Origin of the sequence: Klebsiella sp. 141240 (assembly GCF_050600805.1) — a bacterium.
Lineage (GTDB): Bacteria > Pseudomonadota > Gammaproteobacteria > Enterobacterales > Enterobacteriaceae > Klebsiella > Klebsiella aerogenes.
This window is the reverse complement of sequence record NZ_JAQIRK010000013.1, coordinates 18,919-39,154: the sequence shown is the minus strand read 5'-3', so window position 1 is coordinate 39,154 and position 20,236 is coordinate 18,919. Positions and strand designations below refer to the sequence as shown.

Here is a 20,236-nt window from a genome sequence, read left to right as displayed (position 1 = left end):
GGTTAACAGCCCGTTTTGTTCCGGACATGGTAATAACTATAGATGACAATGCTGACGACGATTCGTTATTCGGAATTTTTAACCATCATGCCGATTGAAAACGCTGGGGGAATTTTCCCGGCTCGCGCTGCGCTCAGCCGGGATACTTACATTCAGGAGGGTGAATTAAACCAGGTGCCACGCTGCCAGTGGCGGCGCCAGATGAGCGCCAGCGAAATTCCACGCAGCGCGAGGAACACCGCCAGCGCCAGCCATAGGCCGTGGTTGCCGAGCATGGGCACAGAGAGCAACGTTACCGCAAACCCCGCGGCGGCTACCGCCATGCTATTACGCATCTCCGCGCCGCGCGTCGCGCCAATAAACATGCCATCCAGCAGATAACACCAGACGCCAATCACCGGCAGGATCATCTGCCAGAACAGATAGCGGTCTGCCAGCTGCTGCAATGATGGGATAGAGGTCAATAGCGCGACGATATGCTCACCCGCCAAGCTATAGATCAGCGCGAACGCCAGCGCGACCATTCCCGATTGCCGACAGGCCGCGCGCCAGACTTCCAGCAGTTGGCTACCGTCACGCGCGCCGTAGGCCTGCCCGGAATGGGCTTCGACGGCATAGGCAAAACCGTCCAGCGCGTATGCGGTAAAGGTCAGCATGGTCATCAGTACCGCATTGACCGCCACCACGTCGCTGCCAAGACGGGCGCCGAAGACGGTGATGGCGCCAAAGCAGAGCTGCAGCAGCAGCGAGCGCAGCATGATGTCGCGGTTAAGCGCCAGCAGGCGCCGCATATTGCCGCGCCACGCCTCCTTCAACATGGCAAACGTCACGCCACGCAGCGCCAGCACCCGTTTCGCCATCAGCAGGCCGATGATAAAGGTGGCGTATTCCGACAGCGCCGTCGCCAGCGCCGCCCCCTGCACGTTCATATGCAACCCCATCACCAACCACAGATCGAGCACGATATTCAGCAAGTTGCCGACCACCAGCAGGATGACCGGGGCGCGAGCGTACTGCACGCCAAGCAGCCACCCTAACAGCACCAGGTTGGCCAACGACGCCGGGGCGCTGAGCCAGCGGATTTCCAGGAACCGCCTGGCCTGTTCCAGTACCGCCTCGCTGCCGCCGACGATATGCAGCGCGAGGTCAATGAGCGGCATGCGGAACAGAACGATGAGCAGCCCGGCGGCCAGCGCCAGGATCAGCGGTTGCACCAGCGCGCGCGCCAGGCGCTGCGGATCTTTGGCGCCATAGGCCTGAGCGGTTAAGCCAGTGGTGCTCATTCGCAGGAACAGCAGCAGCATAAAGAGGAAACTGGTCGCCGTCGCGCCGACGGCGACGCCGCCAAGATAGACGGGACTATCGAGATGGCCGACAACGGCAGTATCGACCAGCCCAAGCAGCGGAACGGTAATGTTAGAGAAAATCATCGGTAGCGCGAGGCGCCACATTGCTTTATCGGCGGCGTTGAGCAGCATGAAGAGGGACCAGACAGAGGAGGAACATCGCAGCGTCATGCATCATGATGACGCTGCGTTAGGACGGGAGTTACAGCCACTCACCGTTACGGATCACGCCGACGGCCAGACCTTCAATGGTGAAGCTCTGCTGGCGCAGATCGACGACGATTGGGGAAAACTCGCTGTTTTCCGGCAGCAGTTCAACGACGTTGCCCTGCTTTTTCAGACGTTTTACGGTGACTTCTTCATCGATACGCGCGACGACGACCTGGCCGTTACGCACGTCCTGAGTTTTATGCACCGCCAGCAGATCGCCGTCGAGGATACCGATGTCTTTCATCGACATCCCGCTAACGCGCAGCAGGAAGTCGGCATTCGGTTTAAACATCGCTGGATCAACCTGGTAGTGACCTTCAATATGCTGCTGCGCCAGCAGCGGCTCGCCCGCGGCGACGCGGCCAATCAGCGGCAGGCCATGTTCTTCTTCCGTCAGCAGACGAATGCCGCGTGAAGCGCCGGAGACGATTTCAATCGCGCCTTTACGCGCCAGCGCTTTGAGGTGTTCTTCCGCCGCGTTCGGGGAACGGAACCCCAAGCGCTGAGCAATTTCCGCACGCGTCGGCGGCATGCCCGTTTGGCTGATGTGATCCCGGATGAGATCAAACACCTCTTGCTGCCTGGTCGTTAACGCTTTCATTCCGCCCCCTGGGTGTATATACAGTTATGCTGTGAGTATATACAGCTAATGGTGATTTTGGAACCACATATCATATAAAAATCAGGAGATTCTTTGCGTTTTGCGAGCGTTGCCGACAAGACTTAGCGGTAATGCGACCACAAAAGCATAGTCCAGGTGATCAACGCGATGATTATCGCCAGCAGTACCGCCGCCGAGCCCATATCCTTGGCGCGCCCGGAAAGCTCATGATGCTCAGGCCCGATTCGGTCAACCACCGCTTCAATCGCGCTGTTTAGAATTTCGACTATCATCACTAACAGGACCGAGCCAATGAGCAGGACTCGCGTAATGACATCGACATCCAGCCAGCAGGCTATCGCCACGGCCACAATAGCGGCGACGCCTTCCTGGCGGAAAGCGGCTTCGTTCACCCACGCCGCGCGGAAACCTTTCCAGGAATAACCTGCTGCTTTAATGATTCTGGTTAACCCAGTGGTATTATTGGCCATCAAAAAGAACCTTTTAATGTAAATGACGTCGCTGAGTGTACGTGTTTGCCGTGTGACAACGGAAATTTTGTACGCTTTCTGTTATTCTTGCCGCGCATTTGCATGATTAACCAGAGGCTTCACATCGTTTATGTCCGGCTGGCAACGAATTTACTATAAATTACTGAATTTACCATTACGGGTGCTGGTAAAAAGCAAGTCTATTCCGGCAGAACCTGCTCAGGAATTAGGGCTCGATACCTCGCGTCCGATAATGTACGTCTTGCCTTATAACTCCAAGGCGGACCTGCTGACCCTGCGCGCCCAGTGCCTGGCGCATGATTTACCCGACCCTTTTGAACCGCTGGAAATCGACGGCACACTGCTGCCGCGCTACGTTTTCATCCACGGCGGTCCGCGCGTGTTTACCTACTACACGCCGAAAGAAGAGTCCATCAAGCTTTTCCACGACTACCTGGATCTGCACCGTAATCATCCCGACCTCGACGTGCAAATGGTACCGGTGTCGGTCATGTTCGGCCGCGCGCCGGGTCGTGAAAAAGGCGAAGAGAATCCGCCGCTGCGGATGCTTAACGGTATTCAGAAATTCTTCGCCGTCTCCTGGCTTGGCCGCGATAGCTTCGTGCGTTTCTCGCCTTCTGTCTCTCTGCGCCGCATGGCGGATGAGCACGGGACCGATAAAATCATCGCCCAGAAGCTGGCCCGCGTGGCGCGTATGCACTTCGCCCGTCAACGTCTGGCCGCCGTCGGCCCGCGCCTCCCTGCCCGCCAGGATCTGTTCAACAAGCTGCTGGCATCGAAAGCTATCGCCCGCGCGGTAGAAGATGAAGCGCGCAGCAAGAAGATTTCTCACGAGAAGGCCCAGCAGAACGCCATCGCGCTGATGGAAGAGATTGCCGCTAACTTCTCTTATGAAATGATCCGCCTGACTGACCGTATTCTGGGCTTTACCTGGAACCGTCTGTATCAGGGGATTAACGTGCATAACGCCGAGCGCGTACGCCAGCTGGCGCATGACGGCCATGAGATTGTCTATGTGCCCTGTCACCGTAGCCACATGGACTACCTGCTGCTCTCTTATGTGCTTTATCATCAGGGGCTGGTGCCGCCGCATATCGCCGCCGGCATAAACCTCAACTTCTGGCCGGCCGGGCCGATTTTCCGCCGCCTGGGCGCTTTCTTTATTCGCCGTACCTTTAAGGGCAACAAGCTCTACTCCACGGTATTCCGCGAATATCTTGGCGAGCTGTTCAGCCGTGGTTATTCGGTGGAATACTTTGTCGAAGGCGGGCGTTCCCGTACCGGCCGCCTGCTGGATCCGAAAACCGGCACCCTGTCGATGACTATCCAGGCGATGCTGCGCGGCGGTAGCCGCCCCATCACCCTGGTACCGATTTATATCGGCTACGAGCACGTGATGGAAGTCGGTACCTACGCCAAAGAGCTGCGCGGCGCGACAAAAGAAAAAGAGAGCCTGCCGCAGATGGTGCGCGGCCTCAGCAAGCTGCGTAATCTCGGCCAGGGCTACGTTAACTTCGGCGAGCCGCTGCCGCTGATGACCTACCTCAATCAGCACGTGCCGGAATGGCGCGAAGCCATCGATCCTATAGAAGCCGTCCGCCCTTCCTGGCTGACGCCGACGGTGAATAATATCGCCGCCGATCTGATGGTGCGCATCAACAATGCCGGGGCGGCCAACGCCATGAACCTGTGCTGTACGGCGCTTCTGGCGTCGCGTCAGCGTTCTTTGACCCGTGAGCAGCTGACCCAGCAGTTGGATTGCTACCTCGACCTGCTGCGTAACGTGCCGTACTCCACCGATTCGACCGCGCCGACGGCTTCCGCCAGCGAGCTTATCGACCACGCGCTGCAGATGAACAAGTTCGAAGTCGAGAAAGACACCATCGGCGATATCATCATCCTGCCGCGCGAGCAGGCGGTGCTGATGACCTACTATCGCAACAACATCGCCCATATGCTGGTGATGCCGTCGCTGCTGGCCGCTATCGTGACCCAGCATCGCCGCATCTCCCGTAGCGAAGTGCTGCGTCATGTCGAGATGTTCTATCCGTTCCTGAAAGCCGAGCTGTTCCTGCGCTGGGAAAAAGCAGAACTGGCGGGCGTTATCGATGCGCTGATGGCGGAAATGCAGCGTCAGGGCCTGGTGGTCCTGAATGGCGATGAGATGAGCGTCAACCCGGCGCACTCTCGTTCCCTGCAGCTATTGGCCGCCGGCGCGCGCGAGACGTTACAGCGCTACGCGATCACCTTCTGGCTGTTGAGCGCCAACCCGTCCATCAACCGCAGTACGCTGGAAAAAGAGAGCCGCACCATGGCGCAGCGTCTGTCGGTACTGCACGGTATCAACGCGCCGGAGTTCTTCGATAAGGCGGTGTTCAGTACCCTGGTGCTGACCCTGCGTGACGAAGGCTACATCAGCGATACCGGCGATGCCGAGCCGGCAGAGACCCTGAAGGTCTACCAGATGCTGGCGGATTTGATTACGTCAGATGTACGTTTGACGATTGAGAGCGCCGCTCAGGACGACGCATAATATTGCGGCTTCTGTTCCCCGGCTCGCGGCGCGAGTCGGGGAAAGAAGGATTTACTGCAGGTAACTCATCGCCAGACCGAGAAACAGCACCAGCCCAACGTAGTTATTATTCATAAACGCTTTGAAGCAGTTATCGCGTTCGCGCTTGAAGATAAGCTTCTGCTGCCAGACAAACAATCCTGCCGCAATAAACAGCGACCAGTAGAATTCCCAGTTCAGCCCATTCAGCCAGCCCACCGCGCCCATCAATACCAGCACGGCAACCTGCAGAATACCGATAATCAAACGATCGTTTTCACCGAACAGGATCGCCGTCGACTTAATGCCAATTTTGACATCATCGTCGCGATCGACCATCGCATACTGGGTATCGTAAGCGACCGCCCACAGAATATTAGCGAGGAACATCAGCCAGCAGCTGAGCGGCAGCGCTTCACTCACCGCCGAGAAAGCCATCGGGATCGACCAGCCAAAGGCTGCGCCCAGCACCACCTGCGGCAGATGGGTATAGCGCTTCATAAAAGGATAAACCCAGGCTAGCGCCAGCGCCGCGACCGACAGCAGGATGGTCATGGTATTGAGCGTCAGCACCAGCAGGAAGGAGAGCCCTACCAGCACCGCGAATAATATCCGCGCTTCTTTTTCCGTGACCTCGCCACTTGGTAGCGGGCGACGAGCCGTACGCTTAACGTGACCATCAAATTTACGGTCGGCATAGTCATTCACCACGCAGCCGGCGGCGCGCATCAACCAGACGCCAGCGACAAACACCGCCAGAATCCACAACGGCGGCACCCCGGGTGACGCCACCCATAACGCCCACAGCGTCGGCCACAGCAGCAATAGCGCGCCGATTGGTTTGTCAGTACGCATCAGGCGGTGAAACGCCAACAGCTTATTCTGCGTCAGACTCCACTCCATTTTCTCTTCCTCTTAATACAATGGCGATGCAGGCAGAAAAAGCTCTGTCAGCAGCAGCGGTTTGCCGCTCAGCCGGAGACGGGAACGTCGCCCCCACAGCTGTGCACTACGACCAATCTCAATAAAATCACGGGTTAACGTCGACGATGTAAACAGATACCGGCCCAGCGGCGTCTGCCCCAGCTGCTGCAGGGCTAATTCCGGGCCGCATAGCGTCGATTCCGGCACGAGGGTACGACCGGCAAGCCAGGGTTCGCCATCGGCGCAAAGAATGATCTCCCGGAGCCAATAACGCGCTTCTTCCGGCAGCAGGGATTCTTCGCCAGCCAGCGCGTCGCGCCCGACGAAACCTTCGTTAATCATGGTCACGGTGACCTTTTTCCCTTGTTGCTCAAAGCGTTTGGTCATTGAGTCTTCCAGCAACAGCCAGTCGCGCAGCGGCGCGTCCAGCTCGGGTATGGCGGCAAAATAGCGCAGCGCACGCAGTTGCGTAAGCGCAGGATGTGGCATGCCTGATTCTCCGGTACAAAACGTGCAGGCATTGTATCGCAGAATAGCGTTTTGAGGGCGGGCAAACGTCAATATACGATCATCCGCGCAACAGGCATGCAACAGTTGCCGCTGCGCGATAAAAAAAAGTGCGTCCAGGCGGACGCACCTAAAGGCTGTGCCTAAACATCAGCATTGTGGGGAGACGGTCACCCCTTGCCTTTTACACTGCTGATAAAGGTGGAACGAGCAGATTTCGAGCCGAGGCGCTCAGCTTCGTTCATCAATTTCAGGGCTTTGTCGATATCGCCTTGTTTCACCGCTTTCTTGATACCGTTGTTGAAGTAGGTTTCGGTATCGTCAAGCATCGGTTCGCTTTTCGCCGCTGGGGCGGCAGCAGCCGGCGCGACAACAGGCGCAGCGGCCGGGGCGTTATAGACCGGCGCCGCGGTATTGCCGACGGTCACCGGGCCAGGGCCGGAAGATCCAAACAGCGGGCCCACCAGCACGCTGGAACTCGAAGACGTTTTCACCTTCAGGCTCAAGGTGCCGTCAGTGGTATGTTTAGCGATCGGATCCGGAATGTCCGGCACCGCGTTACCGGTGCCTTTCGCGTAGGCTTTCGCCGGGTCGATTAATTTAGTGGTCTGCTGCAGATCCTGAGGAGTGGTAAACACCAGCACATAAATTTTCTGCTGTCCCAGCGCCGGCGTCAGGCGCATTACTCCTTCCAGGCGGTCGGCGCTCATTACGCCCGGCTCCAGATAGGTAAAATAGCTGCTCGGGAAGAAGGCGGACGGCGTCATGCTCTGATCGAGGATCAGCACGTTTGGCGCGTAGACGCTGGTCTGTTTGTCGACTTCGCTGGTCAGCGTCAGGGTTAACTCGCCGATATTGGCCGGTACGCTATAGGCCACCACCGGCCCGGCGATACCGGGGACATTCAACGTTTGTCCGGCGATCGCCACTTTGGAGGTTTGGGTTTTCGATTGATCGACCGGCGTCCAGGTCAACTGCTGCAGCGAGGAAGCCGGGATTGACGGCGCGGCAGAGGTATTCTGCGGCACGAAATTGACATCAGCAAAACTGACTGCGGGTACGCTGGCCAGCAGGCCGGCGGACAGGCAGAGGGCAACGAGACTTTTCTTCATATTCATTGTTATCACCTCAATTCCTATGGCCGAGCGTTAGCCAGGCAATAGCGCGCTGGGCCGAAAACAGAGGGGCTGCCGCCCCTCTTTACTCATCATGATGCGGATTGCATTACCACCAGATTTCCATCTGGGCGCCGAAGGTCCACTCATCGTTGTCGCCGCGGCTGGAAGTGTTGATGCCGGTACCAGAGGTATCGCGCATGGCAACACCGCTATCGGTGTAACCCCACTTCTCATCCCACTTCGCGTAGGTGGCGAACAGACGAATTGCCGGACGGGACCAGATGCTGTCGCCCGCCTGCCACTGTTGCGCCAGGGTGATTTTGTACTGGTTGTTGCTGTCGCCGGTTTTCTGCGATTTGACGTTGTCGTAGCCGACTTCCAACAGGGTGCTCATGATCGGCGTCCATTTGTACATAGGACGTACGCCGACGGTCCACCATTTGGTACCGTTGTTGTTGTCCAGGTTGACGTCCTGGTACATGGCGACGTACATCATGTCCCAATCGTCCGCCAGAGAGACCGCGCCGTGGTCAAGCACACGCCACATGGAACCATCGTTATTGATGCTGCCGCCCTGCGGTACGCCTTTACCGTTGGAGGTCATGGCGTCGGTCGCGTACTGCAGAACAAACTTGTTGTAGCCTTTCAGGATGCTCTGGGTATGTTCAGCGGTGAACATCCAGCCATCTTTCGATGCATCCGGCTGCAGGTAGTAGTCATCCGGCACGTTGGTGTGACCATAGTCCACGCCCAGCTCCAGCGTACCGCCCGGGTTGGTTTCCATCTGCGCTAAACGCACGTCGAAGACGTCGTTCGGTACCAGATGATCGTAAACGCGTTCGCCAGTCAGCGGATCGCGGTCAGCATAGGTTGCCGAGCCGCCGGATTCAGAAGAACGAGTGGCGGCCAGAGAGAGTTTACCGAAGCCCAGATCGATGTTTTCGATACCGGCGCCAGGACCGGAAATATCCCAGTAGTAGAAGTCGATCATGTGAACGTCATGACGCTGATAGAAGCGCTTACCGGCCCACAGGGTTGATCCCGGCAGCCAGTCGATCAGGTTTTTACCCTGCACGTTAACTTCACGGAAGGCCGGGCTGGTAGATTCCCAGTCGTTCTGCTGCGATACCGAGTAGGCAACGTTGGTATCGAAGTAGAAGCTCTTATCGCCCTCTTTCCACACTTCCTGGCCCAGTTTCAGTTCAGCGTAAGTTTCACATTCGTTACCGAGACGGTATTTACTTTGAGCGCCGGTGGCCTGGAAGCACTGCTGTTCGCCGCCGCTGCCGGTCCAGCCAATACCGGAACGGGCGTAACCGTGGAAATCGACAGCCAGCGCCTGGGCAGACATCACGCCCGCCGCAACGGCTACCGCCAGTGGAAGTTTGCGCAGAGTAATCATCATTCTATCTCCTGAGATCATTGCTTTTCTTTGAACACTTCCCCGTCGGCCGCCGCATCGTTGGCTGCGCGCTGGGTTCGCGTCTTCTTTTAATGGGGAACCTTATACGCCCGGCTCTTTATGCAACCGACGACAAGCGGTGCCATCCTCACGGAATAAATGGCAGCGCTCCGGCGGCAAACCGATGGCGAATGTGGCTCCCTCTTCTACCAACACCACGTCATTCTGGCGGTACACCAGGTTCTGACGGATGGCGGGGATCTGGATATGAATTTGCGTTTCGTGACCAAGCTGTTCGACCACCTGCACTTCGCCCTCGAGGGTGACATCGGCGATGTCGCTCGGCAGCAGGTGTTCAGGGCGGATACCCAAAGACATATTGGCGCCGACCTGAACGTGAGCGCTGTCTACCGGCAGCCAGACCTGCTGGCGGTTCGGTAGTTCGACCTGTACCTGTTCGATGGCGGTCGCGGTGACTTTGACCGGCAGGAAGTTCATCTTCGGCGAACCAATAAAGCCCGCGACAAAGCGGTCTGCCGGATAGTGATAGAGTTCCAGCGGTTTCCCGACCTGCGCGACGCGGCCGGCATCCAGCACCACGATTTTGTCGGCCAGGGTCATGGCTTCCACCTGATCGTGGGTGACGTAAATCATCGTGCGGCCAAGGCGCTTATGCAGACGGGAGATTTCGATACGCATCTGCACGCGCAGTGCGGCATCAAGGTTGGACAGGGGTTCATCAAGCAGGAAAACCCGCGGCTCGGCGACCAGGGTACGGCCAATGGCCACGCGCTGACGCTGGCCGCCGGAGAGCGCTTTCGGCTTACGCTCCAGCAGGTGCGCCAGCTGTAACACTTCGGCGACCTGAGTCACGCGCTGGTTAATCACCTCTTTTTTCGCCCCGGCCAGCTTCAGGCCAAAAGACATGTTTTCGGCAACGGAAAGGTGGGGATAGAGCGCATAAGACTGGAATACCATGCCGATACCGCGCTCGGCGGGCGGCACATCGTTCATTCGGGTATCGCCAATAAACAGATCGCCGCTGGTGACCGTTTCCAGTCCGGCAATCATACGCAGCAGGGTGGATTTGCCGCAGCCCGACGGTCCTACAAACACGACGAACTCCCCATCCTGGATCTCGAGATTGATATCTTTAGATACCACCACGTCGCCCCAGGCTTTCGTTACATTTCGTAGCTGTACGCTCGCCATGCCCTTCTCCCTTCGTTACAACCTGTCACTTAAAGACACATTCAAGATGGGCTGACTATGCGGCATTCATTGCGTTGGCAAATCCTCCACCCCCCGGGTTTTTGATGGGGGAGGAGACGGGAGGATGAGAAATTTCCTCTCGCCGCCGGAAGTTCCCGGCAAAGGGTCATTTCGTGATCGAAGCGACAAAAACGGTGGCTTTTTTATGTGCTCCAGGGCCCATTACCGGCATTTCTGCAATGCGGATCACATAAACGGCGGGCGGGGCGTAGACATAGGGAGGATGGAAAGAGGTTGTTAAAAAAGGAAACTCATCAGCGTTAAACCACTCAAGTGTATCCACGAGCACATCACCAAATAGGACGGGTATATGAAAATCAAAACTGGCGCTCGCATCCTCGCGCTGTCTGCATTGACGACGATGATGTTTTCCGCCTCTGCCCTCGCAAAAATTGAAGAAGGTAAGCTGGTTATCTGGATTAACGGCGATAAAGGCTATAACGGCCTCGCTGAAGTGGGTAAAAAGTTCGAAAAAGATACCGGCATTAAAGTTTCCGTAGAACATCCGGATAAGCTGGAAGAGAAGTTTCCGCAGGTTGCGGCGACCGGCGACGGCCCGGATATCATCTTCTGGGCGCATGACCGTTTTGGCGGCTACGCGCAGTCCGGTCTGCTGGCGGAAATCACCCCGGATAAAGCGTTCCAGGACAAACTCTATCCGTTCACCTGGGATGCCGTACGCTACAACGGCAAACTGATCGCTTACCCGGTGGCAGTGGAAGCCCTGTCGCTGATTTATAACAAAGACCTGGTCCCGAACCCGCCGAAAACCTGGGAAGAGATCCCTGCGCTGGATAAAGAGCTGAAGGCGAAAGGTAAGAGCGCGCTGATGTTCAACCTGCAAGAACCGTACTTCACCTGGCCGCTGATTGCCGCCGATGGCGGATACGCGTTTAAGTTTGAAAACGGCAAATACGACGTGAAAAACGTCGGCGTCGATAGCGCCGGGGCAAAAGCCGGTCTGACCTTCCTGGTCGACCTCATCAAGAATAAACACATGAATGCCGACACCGACTACTCCATCGCGGAAGCGGCGTTCAACAAAGGCGAAACCGCGATGACCATCAACGGTCCGTGGGCGTGGTCGAACATCGACAAAGGTAAGGTTAACTACGGCGTTACTCTGCTGCCGACCTTCAAAGGCAAACCGTCTAAACCATTCGTTGGCGTACTGAGCGCCGGGATTAACGCCGCCAGCCCGAATAAAGAACTGGCGAAAGAGTTTCTTGAAAACTACCTGATGACCGATCAGGGCCTGGAATCGGTGAACAACGATAAACCGCTGGGCGCCGTGGCGCTGAAATCCTTCCAGGAGAAGCTGGAAAAAGACCCGCGTATCGCCGCCACCATGGCTAACGCGCAGAAAGGCGAAATCATGCCGAACATTCCGCAGATGTCTGCATTCTGGTATGCCGTCCGTACCGCGGTTATCAACGCCGCAAGCGGCCGTCAGACCGTCGATGCCGCACTGAAGGATGCACAGGGCCGTATCACCAAGTAATACCGTCGCACACGTGCCGGATGGCGGCATAAATGCCTTATCCGGCCTACGCACCCAGTAGGTCTGATAAGCGCAGCGCCATCAGGCACTTTTGTCGACAGATATTTAACGTTGTAGAGGATGATCCCCATGGATGCCGTTAAAAAGAAACACTGGTGGCAAAGCCCGCAACTCACATGGTCTGTGATTGGTTTGCTGTGCCTGCTGGTGGGTTACCTTGTTGTTTTAATGTACGCCCAGGGGGAGTACCTGTTCGCCATCATGACGCTGATTTTAAGCTCGGTTGGCCTGTATATTTTTTCTAATCGCAAGGCTTACGCCTGGCGCTATGTTTATCCGGGTCTCGCCGGGATGGGGCTGTTTGTTCTGTTTCCGCTGATCTGTACCATTGCCATCGCCTTCACTAACTACAGCAGCACCAACCAGCTCACCTTCGAACGCGCCCAGCAGGTACTGATGGACCGTTCTTTCCAGGCCGGCAAAGCCTATAACTTCTCACTCTACCCGGCGGGCGATGAGTGGCAGTTGGCGCTGACGGACGGTGAAAGCGGTAAAAATTATCTCTCCGAAGCCTTTAAATTTGGCGGTGAGCAGAAGCTGGCGTTAAAAGAAGCCGATGTCCTGCCGCAAGGCGAACGCGCGAATTTACGCGTAATCACCCAGAACCGCGCCGCGCTGAACCAACTGACCGCCGTGCTGCCGGATGAAAGCAAAGTGATTATGAGTTCACTGCGCCAGTTCTCCGGTACCCAACCGCTGTACGCGCTGGCCAACGACGGCACGCTCACTAACAACCAAAGCGGCGTAAAATATCGCCCTAACGCCGACATCGGCTTTTATCAATCCATCAATGCCGATGGCAGCTGGGGCAATGAGAAGCTGAGCCCGGGTTATACCGTTACCATCGGCTGGGATAACTTCACCCGCGTTTTCCAGGATGAAGGGATCCAGAAACCGTTCTTCGCCATTTTCGTCTGGACCGTGGTGTTCTCGGTGCTGACGGTGATTTTGACCGTCGCCGTGGGAATGGTGCTGGCCTGCCTGGTGCAGTGGGAAGCGTTGAAGGGCAAAGCGATTTACCGCGTGTTGTTGATTCTGCCGTATGCAGTGCCGTCATTTATCTCAATACTGATTTTCAAAGGGCTGTTTAACCAGAGCTTTGGTGAAATCAACATGATGCTGAGCGCGCTGTTCGGCATTAAACCAGCCTGGTTTAGCGACCCAACCACCGCACGCACGATGATCATCATCGTCAACACCTGGCTGGGCTACCCGTACATGATGATTCTGTGCATGGGGCTGCTGAAGGCGATTCCGGACGATCTGTACGAGGCGTCGGCGATGGATGGCGCGGGCCCGTTCCAGAACTTCTTTAAAATTACGCTACCGCTGCTGATCAAACCGCTCACGCCGCTGATGATTGCCAGCTTCGCCTTTAACTTTAACAACTTCGTGCTGATTCAACTGTTAACCAACGGTGGCCCGGACCGTCTCGGCACCACCACGCCGGCCGGTTATACCGACCTGCTGGTGAGCTACACCTATCGTATCGCCTTTGAAGGCGGCGGCGGTCAGGACTTCGGCCTGGCGGCGGCTATCGCCACGCTTATCTTCCTGCTGGTTGGGGCGTTAGCGATTGTGAATCTGAAAGCCACGCGCATGAAGTTTGATTAAGGGAGATAACGACAATGGCTATGGTCCAACCCAAATCGCAGAAGCTACGTTTATTTACCACGCATCTCCTGCTACTGATTTTTATCGCCGCGATTATGTTTCCGCTGCTGATGGTTATCGCTATCTCGCTGCGCGAAGGCAACTTCGCGACCGGCAGTCTGATCCCGGATACCATCTCATGGGAGCACTGGCGTCTGGCATTAGGCTTCAGCGTCGAACACGCCGATGGCCGGGTAACGCCGCCGCCGTTCCCGGTACTGCTTTGGCTGTGGAACTCAATTAAGGTCGCCGGGATTACCGCGATCGGCATCGTCGCCCTCTCCACCACCTGCGCTTACGCTTTCGCCCGTATGCGCTTCCCGGGTAAAGCGACGCTGCTCAAAGGGATGCTGATTTTCCAGATGTTCCCGGCGGTGCTGTCGCTGGTGGCGCTGTATGCGTTGTTCGACCGCCTCGGTCAATATCTGCCTTTCGTCGGCCTCAACACTCACGGCGGGGTGATCTTCGCCTATATGGGCGGTATCGCGCTGCACGTCTGGACAATTAAGGGCTACTTCGAAACTATCGATGGCTCACTGGAAGAAGCGGCCGCGTTGGATGGCGCCACTCCATGGCAGGCTTTCCGCCTGGTGCTGCTGCCGCTGTCGGTACCGATTCTGGCGGTCGTGTTTATTCTGTCGTTCATCGCCGCGATTACCGAAGTGCCGGTGGCCTCGTTGCTGCTACGCGATGTAAACAGCTATACCCTGGCTGTCGGGATGCAGCAGTATCTCAATCCGCAGAACTACCTGTGGGGTGACTTCGCCGCCGCGGCAGTACTGTCGGCGATTCCGATTACCGTCGTCTTCCTGCTGGCTCAGCGCTGGTTGGTTAACGGCCTGACGGCGGGCGGGGTGAAAGGTTAAGTTTCATCATGTTAGTCCCTTGTTTTATCGCCCCAAATTTCAGAGAGGGTGGGATGTGGTACGCGACCCCAACCGGGTACGGCAGCCCACCTCTCCCTGAAAAAGTAGGGCAAATGCCACTGCAATCCTCTACTGGACCCTACATAAATTTCATTTGTGATTGTCGGTCAAGCGGCCCTGGAGGCCGCTTTTTTTATTCCCGTTTCAGACGGTTGGAATTACACAACCACAGGGTAATCACCAGGATAAGGATCGCCGCAGAGTAAATCAGCACCGCCATCGGCGACTCATGGTCGACGATAATAAGCCGCACAATCGCGGTAATACCGATATAGACGAAATAACGCAGCGGGAAGTGAAAACCGGACTCAAAGTATTTCACAATCAGCGCGATAAACTCGAAGTAGAGAAAATAGACCACCAGCCCTTCAACCAGCTTGTACTTACTCACCGGCTCCGGCGTAAACAGCACGTGCGCCAGATGCAGGGTCTCCTTTCCCAGGAACACCACCAGAATGATTCCCAGACACAGCAGCGCCAGGTTCAGCACGGCCTGCATGGCCTTCGCAACAAAATTAACCAGCGGACGATATACCGACGGCATAGTGACACCTCAAATGCATGAACGTTGTTGATCTGTATAGCGCAAAAGTGTGATCCAGATCTACTTCGCTTTGCGAGCAGCATCGGTCCTTCAACGCGGTAAATGCAACTAAGAGAAAATTTTACTTCCCGCAACGCTGTGAGCAAGTTAACCAAATCATCCGTTACGCTTAGGACAAAACCAAATAACCAACTGAAATTTAAAATATTTACCATTTGAAACAGTTATATCTTAAAACCTGCCACAAGATAAAATTTTTCTCTAATCCGCATTATTTATATGGCTATTAGGGTAAGATTTTTCTCATCCTTTGTCTTAGCATTATCGCAGTTGAATAAAATTTAATTTTGGACATTAAATCATTATGGACTCCGATAACGCTTCCCTGTACGTAAAATGGCTCAAACAAGAAGTTGCCCCGGCTTTAGGTTGTACTGAACCTGTCGCTATTTCCTTCGCTGCCGCCTACGCCGCACAATATTTAGAAAACCCTTGTACTAACATTAGCGGTTTTATTTCCGCCAATCTCTATAAAAACGCGATGGGCGTCACTATTCCCGGCACCACCGTTTGCGGTGTAGCGCTGGCCGCCGCAATTGGCGCATTTGGCGGCAACCCGCAAAAGGGATTAAAAACGCTGGAAGATATCACCCCGCTACACGTCGAAATGGCGCAGAAACTGATCGCCAATCATGCCGTTGATATTGCCGTCGAAGAGACCCCGGACTTTATTCATCTGGATCTAACTCTCTCAGATGACGAGAATACCTGCCGCGTCGTGGTGAAAGGAACCCACACCAACGTGGTCGAGCTTTATATTAATGGCCAGCCGCAACCACTAAGCGAAAAACAGAATGCGCGCGCCCGGCACGAAACGCTGCCCAATTTTTCGCTACAGCAGGCTTACGAATTTATTAATAGCGCCGACTTTAATGATATTCGCTTTATTCTTGAAGCCGCGCGCTTAAACTCCGCGCTGGCGGCAGAAGGCAAAACCAAAAAATATGGCCTGAACATTAACGGTACCTTTTCTGACGCCGTGAAAAACGGCCTGATGAGCAACGATCTGTTAAGCAAGGTGATCATCAACACCGTCGCCGCTTCAGATGCCCGCATGGGCGGCGCGCCGGTGGTCGCAATGTCTAACTTCGGTTCGGGTAATCAGGGCATTACGGCAACCATGCCGGTAGTGGTGGTTGCAGAGCATCTCGGCGTCGATGAAGAGACCCTGGCGCGCGCTTTGTCTCTATCTCATCTCACCGCCATCTCAATTCATTCTCGTTATACGCGCTTATCTGCGCTATGCGCGGCCTCAACCGCCGCCATGGGCGCCGCCGCCGGGATGGCCTGGCTGTTTACCCGCGATATCAACACCATTAATACCGCGATTATTAATATGGTCAGCGATATTACCGGCATGATTTGTGATGGCGCCTCTAATAGCTGTGCGATGAAAGTCTCGTCCGTGGTATCCAGCGCGTTTAAGGCGGTACTGATGGCGATGCAAAATAGCTGCGCTGGCGCCAATGATGGTATTGTCTGCGCCGATGTCGAGCAGACTATTAATAACCTGTGCCGCCTGGTGATTAAACCAATGACCCTCACCGATAAAGAAATTATTAGCATTATGGTCGCTAAATAATAATATTTAACGGGCCTGAATATTCAGGCCCTGATTAACCTACCCTACCCACATTATTATTTATAAATTAGCAGGTATAGCAGATGAATAAAAAAGTCATCTTCCGTGGCGCCAGCGCCATTATGCCGCTGTGCATCGGCGACTTTCCATTTTCATTTATTGTCGGCGCATTAAGCGTCAGCGCCGGAATGAGCGTCTGGCAGAGTACGGCGTGGTCGGCGATTGTTATTGCCGGTTCCGCGCAAATGCTGGCATTAAATATGCTAAAAACCGGCGCCACGCTCGGGGTTATTATATTCACCACATTAATAATTAACCTACGTCACGTACTGTACAGCGCCTCTATTTCCGGTACCGTCCGTGAAGCATCGTTCTTTAAAAAATGCTTTATGTCCTACGCGCTGACCGATGAAGTGTACGCCACCACCGTCAAAGAGATGGAAGGCAATAAGCAGGATAAGTATCTGTTTTATGGCTCGGCGATGATCACCTTCTGGGCGATTTGGGTACTGGCCGATTTCCTCGGCGCGCTGGTCGGCGCTTCCTTCCCGAATATTGAAAAGTATGGTCTGGATTTCGCCATGGTCGCCGCCTTTATCGCCATCGTGGTGCCGCAAATAAAAAGCCAGGCCTGTACCGTCGCCGCCGTGGTGGCCGCCGTCTCCGGCGTGCTGTTGGTCATCCTGCCCTACTCCCTGGGTATTGTCGTCGCCTCAGTACTTGGCGTGCTCGCCGGGCTGTGCGTCGACCTGGCTGAAGAACGTAAACAGGCAGCGATTGCCGAATCCGACATGCCGCTCGTGGAGGCGCTGGAACATGAATAATAGCTACTTTATCGCCCTGACTTTGGGTATGGCCGCCGTGACCTTCCTGATCCGATTTTCGTTTATCGGCCTGGCCGGAAAAATCCAGATGTCCGAGCGGGTGACGAAAACGCTGCGCTTCGTCCCGGTCACCGTCCTGCCGGCCATTATCACCATTCAGATCCTTAGCGTGAATTCCAGCATGGAGTTCGACTTAAAGAATCCGAAGGTGATCGCCGCCATTATCTGCACGCTCGCCAGCTTCCGTTTAGGCCTGGTGTGGGTGGTGGTGAGCGGCGTCGGCTCGCTGGTGTTGTTGAATTATTTTATGCAACCGTTTGAAGGATAAACCGTATGATTATTACCACCGCTGACGCGCCTGCCGCTATCCTTCCCCACCGTTTTTCGCCGTTCCTCATTGCTCATTTTGCAGGCACTATACGATGAGATCCGAACGAGGAATGCAGCATGTCGAATAAGCCAAATATTCCCCCTTTTACGCTTCGCGATACCGGCGTTCGCAACGTCATCTGCGGCGAAAACGTGGTCATATACCAGCCCGCCAACCTCTATGATTGCCAGCTCGGCGATAATGTCTTCGTCGGGCCGTTCGTCGAGATTCAGGGGCACACGCGCATCGGTGCGGACAGCAAAATCCAGTCCCACAGTTTTATCTGCGAGTACGTCACCATCGGCCAACGTTGTTTTATCGGCCACGGCGTGATGTTCGCCAACGACATGTTCCGCGATGGCAAACCGAATGCCGACCGCGACAGTTGGGGGCGCATTGAAATCGGCAATGACGTGTCTATCGGCAGCGGCGCCACCATTCTGGCGGTGAGTATCTGCGATGGCGTGGTCATCGGCGCCGGGAGCGTGGTGACAAAATCCATCACCGAGAAAGGCGTTTGGGCGGGCAACCCGGCGAGGCTGCTGCGGCGGCTATAAATAAAAATGCCGACCCGAGGGTCGGCATTAAGGTTTAATTGCGCAGCGCTTATGCGCGCCAGGCTTTATAACGGTTAATCAGACCGTTGGTAGAGCTGTCGTGGCTGCTAACGTCCGCGCCATCTTTCAGTTCCGGCAGGATGCGGTTAGCCAGCTGTTTACCCAGCTCAACGCCCCACTGATCGAAGGTGAAGATGTTGAGGATCGCGCCCTGGGTGAAGATTTTGTGCTCATACAGCGCAATCAATGCGCCCAAGCTGAACGGGGTGATCTCACGCAGCAGGATGGAGTTGGTCGGACGGTTGCCTTCGAACACTTTGAACGGCACCACGTGCTCAAGCTGAGCCGGGTCTTTACCCTGATCGCGATATTCCTGCTCAACCACTTCGCGAGATTTACCAAAGGCCAGCGCTTCGGTCTGGGCGAAGAAGTTAGACAGCAGTTTCTGATGGTGGTCAGACAGCGGGTTATGGGTGATAGCCGGGGCGATGAAATCGCACGGTACCATTTTGGTGCCCTGGTGGATCAGCTGATAGAACGCGTGCTGGCCGTTAGTCCCCGGCTCGCCCCAGATGATTGGGCCAGTCTGGTAATCCACAACGTTGCCGTTACGGTCAACGTACTTACCGTTGGATTCCATGTTGCCCTGCTGGAAGTAAGCGGCAAAGCGGTGCATGTACTGATCGTACGGCAGAATCGCTTCGGTTTCGGCGCCGAAGAAGTTGTTGTACCAGATGCCAATCAGCGCCAGCAGTACCGGCAGGTTTTTCTCAGCCGGGGTGGTGGAGAAGTGTTTGTCCATGGCGTGGGCGCCGGACAGCAGCTGGACGAAGTTATCGAAGCCAACGGACAGAATGATAGACAGGCCGATGGCGGACCACAGGGAGTAACGACCGCCAACCCAGTCCCAGAATTCAAACATGTTAGCCGTATCGATGCCGAACTCGCCAACCGCTTTACCGTTGGTGGAGAGCGCCGCGAAGTGTTTCGCCACGTGTTTCTCGTCGCCCGCGGTCGCCAGGAACCAGTCACGCGCGCTGTGGGCGTTGGTCATGGTTTCTTGAGTGGTGAAGGTTTTAGAAGCCACCAGGAAAAGCGTGGTTTCCGGATTCACCGCTTTCAGCACTTCGGCGATATGAGTGCCGTCAACGTTAGAAACGAAGTGCATGTTGAGATGGTTTTTATACGGGCGCAGCGCTTCGGTCACCATGAACGGGCCGAGGTCTGAACCGCCGATACCGATGTTCACCACGTCGGTGATCGGTTTACCGGTGTAGCCTTTCCAGCTACCGGAGATAATCGCTTCGGAGAAGGCTTTCATCTTCTCCAGTACAGCGTTGACTTCCGGCATCACATCTTTGCCGTCAACCACAATTGGCGTATTGCTGCGGTTGCGCAGCGCGACGTGCAGTACCGCGCGGTCTTCGGTACGGTTAATTTTTTCGCCGGAGAACATCGACTTGATAGCGCCGGCCAGATCGGTCTCTTTCGCCAGATCCTGCAGCTTAGACAGCGTCTCTTCAGTGATGCGGTTCTTGGAGAAGTCCACCAGCATCAGATCGTCAAAAGTAGCGGAGAATTTAGAGAAACGATCGCTATCTTTGGCGAAAAGCTCGCTGATAGTGACGTCTTTCATTTCATCGAAGTGTTTCTGTAATGCCTGCCATGCAGCTGTCTGCGTTGGGTTGATATTTTTCATTAGCAATACTCTTCTGA

The 20,236-nt window shown here is 55.5% G+C and carries 19 protein-coding genes; 8 read left to right on the top strand and 11 right to left on the bottom strand.

Annotated elements, in window-relative coordinates:
* Nucleotides 1-152 precede the first annotated feature (152 nt).
* The 3 genes from dinF to PGQ95_RS19900 form a co-directional block, all read right to left on the bottom strand.
* The gene (gene dinF / locus PGQ95_RS19910; RefSeq protein WP_430919110.1) at nucleotides 153-1,478 is read right to left on the bottom strand and encodes an MATE family efflux transporter DinF; all 1,326 of its coding nucleotides are present in this window, start codon (nucleotides 1,476-1,478) and stop codon (nucleotides 153-155) included.
* 70 nt (nucleotides 1,479-1,548) lie between these two features.
* Nucleotides 1,549-2,157, bottom strand: a complete 609-nt coding sequence (gene lexA, locus PGQ95_RS19905; protein WP_015704040.1) for a transcriptional repressor LexA — start codon at nucleotides 2,155-2,157, stop codon at nucleotides 1,549-1,551.
* A 122-nt stretch (nucleotides 2,158-2,279) separates the two neighbouring features.
* Nucleotides 2,280-2,648 (bottom strand): diacylglycerol kinase, encoded by a 369-nt coding sequence (locus PGQ95_RS19900; protein ID WP_087858841.1) that lies wholly within the window; start codon nucleotides 2,646-2,648, stop codon nucleotides 2,280-2,282.
* Between the two features lie 130 nt (nucleotides 2,649-2,778).
* Here PGQ95_RS19900 and plsB point away from each other — a divergent pair, with 130 nt between their 5' ends.
* Nucleotides 2,779-5,202: a glycerol-3-phosphate 1-O-acyltransferase PlsB gene (plsB, locus tag PGQ95_RS19895; protein WP_087858842.1), complete on the top strand. Its 2,424-nt coding sequence runs from the start codon at nucleotides 2,779-2,781 to the stop codon at nucleotides 5,200-5,202.
* A gap of 51 nt (nucleotides 5,203-5,253) precedes the next feature.
* Here plsB and ubiA read toward each other — a convergent pair whose 3' ends face one another.
* From ubiA to PGQ95_RS19865, 6 genes are all read right to left on the bottom strand, one after another.
* Nucleotides 5,254-6,123, bottom strand: a complete 870-nt coding sequence (ubiA, locus tag PGQ95_RS19890; RefSeq protein ID WP_045396790.1) for a 4-hydroxybenzoate octaprenyltransferase — start codon at nucleotides 6,121-6,123, stop codon at nucleotides 5,254-5,256.
* Between the two features lie 12 nt (nucleotides 6,124-6,135).
* Nucleotides 6,136-6,633: a chorismate lyase gene (ubiC, locus tag PGQ95_RS19885; RefSeq protein ID WP_087858843.1), complete on the bottom strand. Its 498-nt coding sequence runs from the start codon at nucleotides 6,631-6,633 to the stop codon at nucleotides 6,136-6,138.
* A 188-nt stretch (nucleotides 6,634-6,821) separates the two neighbouring features.
* The gene (gene malM / locus PGQ95_RS19880) at nucleotides 6,822-7,769 is read right to left on the bottom strand and encodes a maltose operon protein MalM (protein WP_047066997.1); all 948 of its coding nucleotides are present in this window, start codon (nucleotides 7,767-7,769) and stop codon (nucleotides 6,822-6,824) included.
* Between the two features lie 106 nt (nucleotides 7,770-7,875).
* Complete coding sequence (locus PGQ95_RS19875; RefSeq protein WP_015368769.1) at nucleotides 7,876-9,174, bottom strand: maltoporin; 1,299 nt, start codon at nucleotides 9,172-9,174, stop codon at nucleotides 7,876-7,878.
* A gap of 99 nt (nucleotides 9,175-9,273) precedes the next feature.
* Complete coding sequence (gene malK / locus PGQ95_RS19870) at nucleotides 9,274-10,383, bottom strand: maltose/maltodextrin ABC transporter ATP-binding protein MalK (RefSeq protein WP_015368770.1); 1,110 nt, start codon at nucleotides 10,381-10,383, stop codon at nucleotides 9,274-9,276.
* 166 nt (nucleotides 10,384-10,549) lie between these two features.
* The gene (locus tag PGQ95_RS19865) at nucleotides 10,550-10,726 is read right to left on the bottom strand and encodes a hypothetical protein (protein WP_015368771.1); all 177 of its coding nucleotides are present in this window, start codon (nucleotides 10,724-10,726) and stop codon (nucleotides 10,550-10,552) included.
* 27 nt (nucleotides 10,727-10,753) lie between these two features.
* Here PGQ95_RS19865 and malE point away from each other — a divergent pair, with 27 nt between their 5' ends.
* From malE to malG, 3 genes are all read left to right on the top strand, one after another.
* Nucleotides 10,754-11,944 carry a maltose/maltodextrin ABC transporter substrate-binding protein MalE gene (gene malE / locus PGQ95_RS19860; RefSeq protein ID WP_087858845.1) on the top strand — a complete coding sequence of 397 codons (1,191 nt, stop codon included), beginning with the start codon at nucleotides 10,754-10,756 and terminating at the stop codon, nucleotides 11,942-11,944.
* Nucleotides 11,945-12,073: 129 nt separating this feature from the next.
* Nucleotides 12,074-13,618, top strand: coding sequence for a maltose ABC transporter permease MalF (gene malF / locus PGQ95_RS19855; RefSeq protein ID WP_113374990.1), 1,545 nt, complete (start codon nucleotides 12,074-12,076; stop codon nucleotides 13,616-13,618).
* A gap of 14 nt (nucleotides 13,619-13,632) precedes the next feature.
* Entirely contained in the window at nucleotides 13,633-14,523 is an 891-nt protein-coding gene (gene malG, locus PGQ95_RS19850) for a maltose ABC transporter permease MalG (protein WP_015368774.1), read from the top strand.
* 193 nt (nucleotides 14,524-14,716) lie between these two features.
* Here malG and psiE read toward each other — a convergent pair whose 3' ends face one another.
* On the bottom strand, nucleotides 14,717-15,127 hold the full coding sequence (psiE, locus tag PGQ95_RS19845; RefSeq protein WP_015368775.1) for a phosphate-starvation-inducible protein PsiE: 411 nt from the start codon (nucleotides 15,125-15,127) through the stop codon (nucleotides 14,717-14,719).
* A gap of 364 nt (nucleotides 15,128-15,491) precedes the next feature.
* Here psiE and PGQ95_RS19840 point away from each other — a divergent pair, with 364 nt between their 5' ends.
* From PGQ95_RS19840 to PGQ95_RS19825, 4 genes are all read left to right on the top strand, one after another.
* Nucleotides 15,492-16,769 (top strand): serine dehydratase subunit alpha family protein, encoded by a 1,278-nt coding sequence (locus PGQ95_RS19840; RefSeq protein WP_430919108.1) that lies wholly within the window; start codon nucleotides 15,492-15,494, stop codon nucleotides 16,767-16,769.
* An 83-nt stretch (nucleotides 16,770-16,852) separates the two neighbouring features.
* On the top strand, nucleotides 16,853-17,593 hold the full coding sequence (locus tag PGQ95_RS19835; RefSeq protein WP_015368777.1) for an AzlC family ABC transporter permease: 741 nt from the start codon (nucleotides 16,853-16,855) through the stop codon (nucleotides 17,591-17,593).
* Nucleotides 17,586-17,921 (top strand): AzlD domain-containing protein, encoded by a 336-nt coding sequence (locus PGQ95_RS19830; RefSeq protein ID WP_430919105.1) that lies wholly within the window; start codon nucleotides 17,586-17,588, stop codon nucleotides 17,919-17,921. Before PGQ95_RS19835 ends, PGQ95_RS19830 begins: the two co-directional genes overlap by 8 nt.
* 119 nt (nucleotides 17,922-18,040) lie before the next feature.
* Nucleotides 18,041-18,520: an acyltransferase gene (locus PGQ95_RS19825; protein ID WP_259925762.1), complete on the top strand. Its 480-nt coding sequence runs from the start codon at nucleotides 18,041-18,043 to the stop codon at nucleotides 18,518-18,520.
* Between the two features lie 49 nt (nucleotides 18,521-18,569).
* On the opposite strand, the gene pgi is transcribed toward PGQ95_RS19825, so the two are convergent.
* Nucleotides 18,570-20,219, bottom strand: coding sequence for a glucose-6-phosphate isomerase (gene pgi / locus PGQ95_RS19820; RefSeq protein WP_020079879.1), 1,650 nt, complete (start codon nucleotides 20,217-20,219; stop codon nucleotides 18,570-18,572).
* Nucleotides 20,220-20,236: the final 17 nt, after the last annotated feature.

Excerpts from the sequence above, each read along its gene's own strand:
- dinF (WP_430919110.1), bottom strand. The coding sequence starts at position 1,478 with ATGCTGCTCAACGCCGCCGATAAAGCAATGTGGCGCCTCGCGCTACCG.
- lexA (WP_015704040.1), bottom strand. The coding sequence starts at position 2,157 with ATGAAAGCGTTAACGACCAGGCAGCAAGAGGTGTTTGATCTCATCCGG.
- PGQ95_RS19900 (WP_087858841.1), bottom strand. The coding sequence starts at position 2,648 with ATGGCCAATAATACCACTGGGTTAACCAGAATCATTAAAGCAGCAGGT.
- plsB (WP_087858842.1), top strand. The coding sequence starts at position 2,779 with ATGTCCGGCTGGCAACGAATTTACTATAAATTACTGAATTTACCATTA.
- ubiA (WP_045396790.1), bottom strand. The coding sequence starts at position 6,123 with ATGGAGTGGAGTCTGACGCAGAATAAGCTGTTGGCGTTTCACCGCCTG.
- ubiC (WP_087858843.1), bottom strand. The coding sequence starts at position 6,633 with ATGCCACATCCTGCGCTTACGCAACTGCGTGCGCTGCGCTATTTTGCC.
- malM (WP_047066997.1), bottom strand. The coding sequence starts at position 7,769 with ATGAATATGAAGAAAAGTCTCGTTGCCCTCTGCCTGTCCGCCGGCCTG.
- PGQ95_RS19875 (WP_015368769.1), bottom strand. The coding sequence starts at position 9,174 with ATGATGATTACTCTGCGCAAACTTCCACTGGCGGTAGCCGTTGCGGCG.
- malK (WP_015368770.1), bottom strand. The coding sequence starts at position 10,383 with ATGGCGAGCGTACAGCTACGAAATGTAACGAAAGCCTGGGGCGACGTG.
- malE (WP_087858845.1), top strand. The coding sequence starts at position 10,754 with ATGAAAATCAAAACTGGCGCTCGCATCCTCGCGCTGTCTGCATTGACG.
- malF (WP_113374990.1), top strand. The coding sequence starts at position 12,074 with ATGGATGCCGTTAAAAAGAAACACTGGTGGCAAAGCCCGCAACTCACA.
- malG (WP_015368774.1), top strand. The coding sequence starts at position 13,633 with ATGGCTATGGTCCAACCCAAATCGCAGAAGCTACGTTTATTTACCACG.
- psiE (WP_015368775.1), bottom strand. The coding sequence starts at position 15,127 with ATGCCGTCGGTATATCGTCCGCTGGTTAATTTTGTTGCGAAGGCCATG.
- PGQ95_RS19840 (WP_430919108.1), top strand. The coding sequence starts at position 15,492 with ATGGACTCCGATAACGCTTCCCTGTACGTAAAATGGCTCAAACAAGAA.
- PGQ95_RS19835 (WP_015368777.1), top strand. The coding sequence starts at position 16,853 with ATGAATAAAAAAGTCATCTTCCGTGGCGCCAGCGCCATTATGCCGCTG.
- PGQ95_RS19830 (WP_430919105.1), top strand. The coding sequence starts at position 17,586 with ATGAATAATAGCTACTTTATCGCCCTGACTTTGGGTATGGCCGCCGTG.
- PGQ95_RS19825 (WP_259925762.1), top strand. The coding sequence starts at position 18,041 with ATGTCGAATAAGCCAAATATTCCCCCTTTTACGCTTCGCGATACCGGC.
- pgi (WP_020079879.1), bottom strand. The coding sequence starts at position 20,219 with ATGAAAAATATCAACCCAACGCAGACAGCTGCATGGCAGGCATTACAG.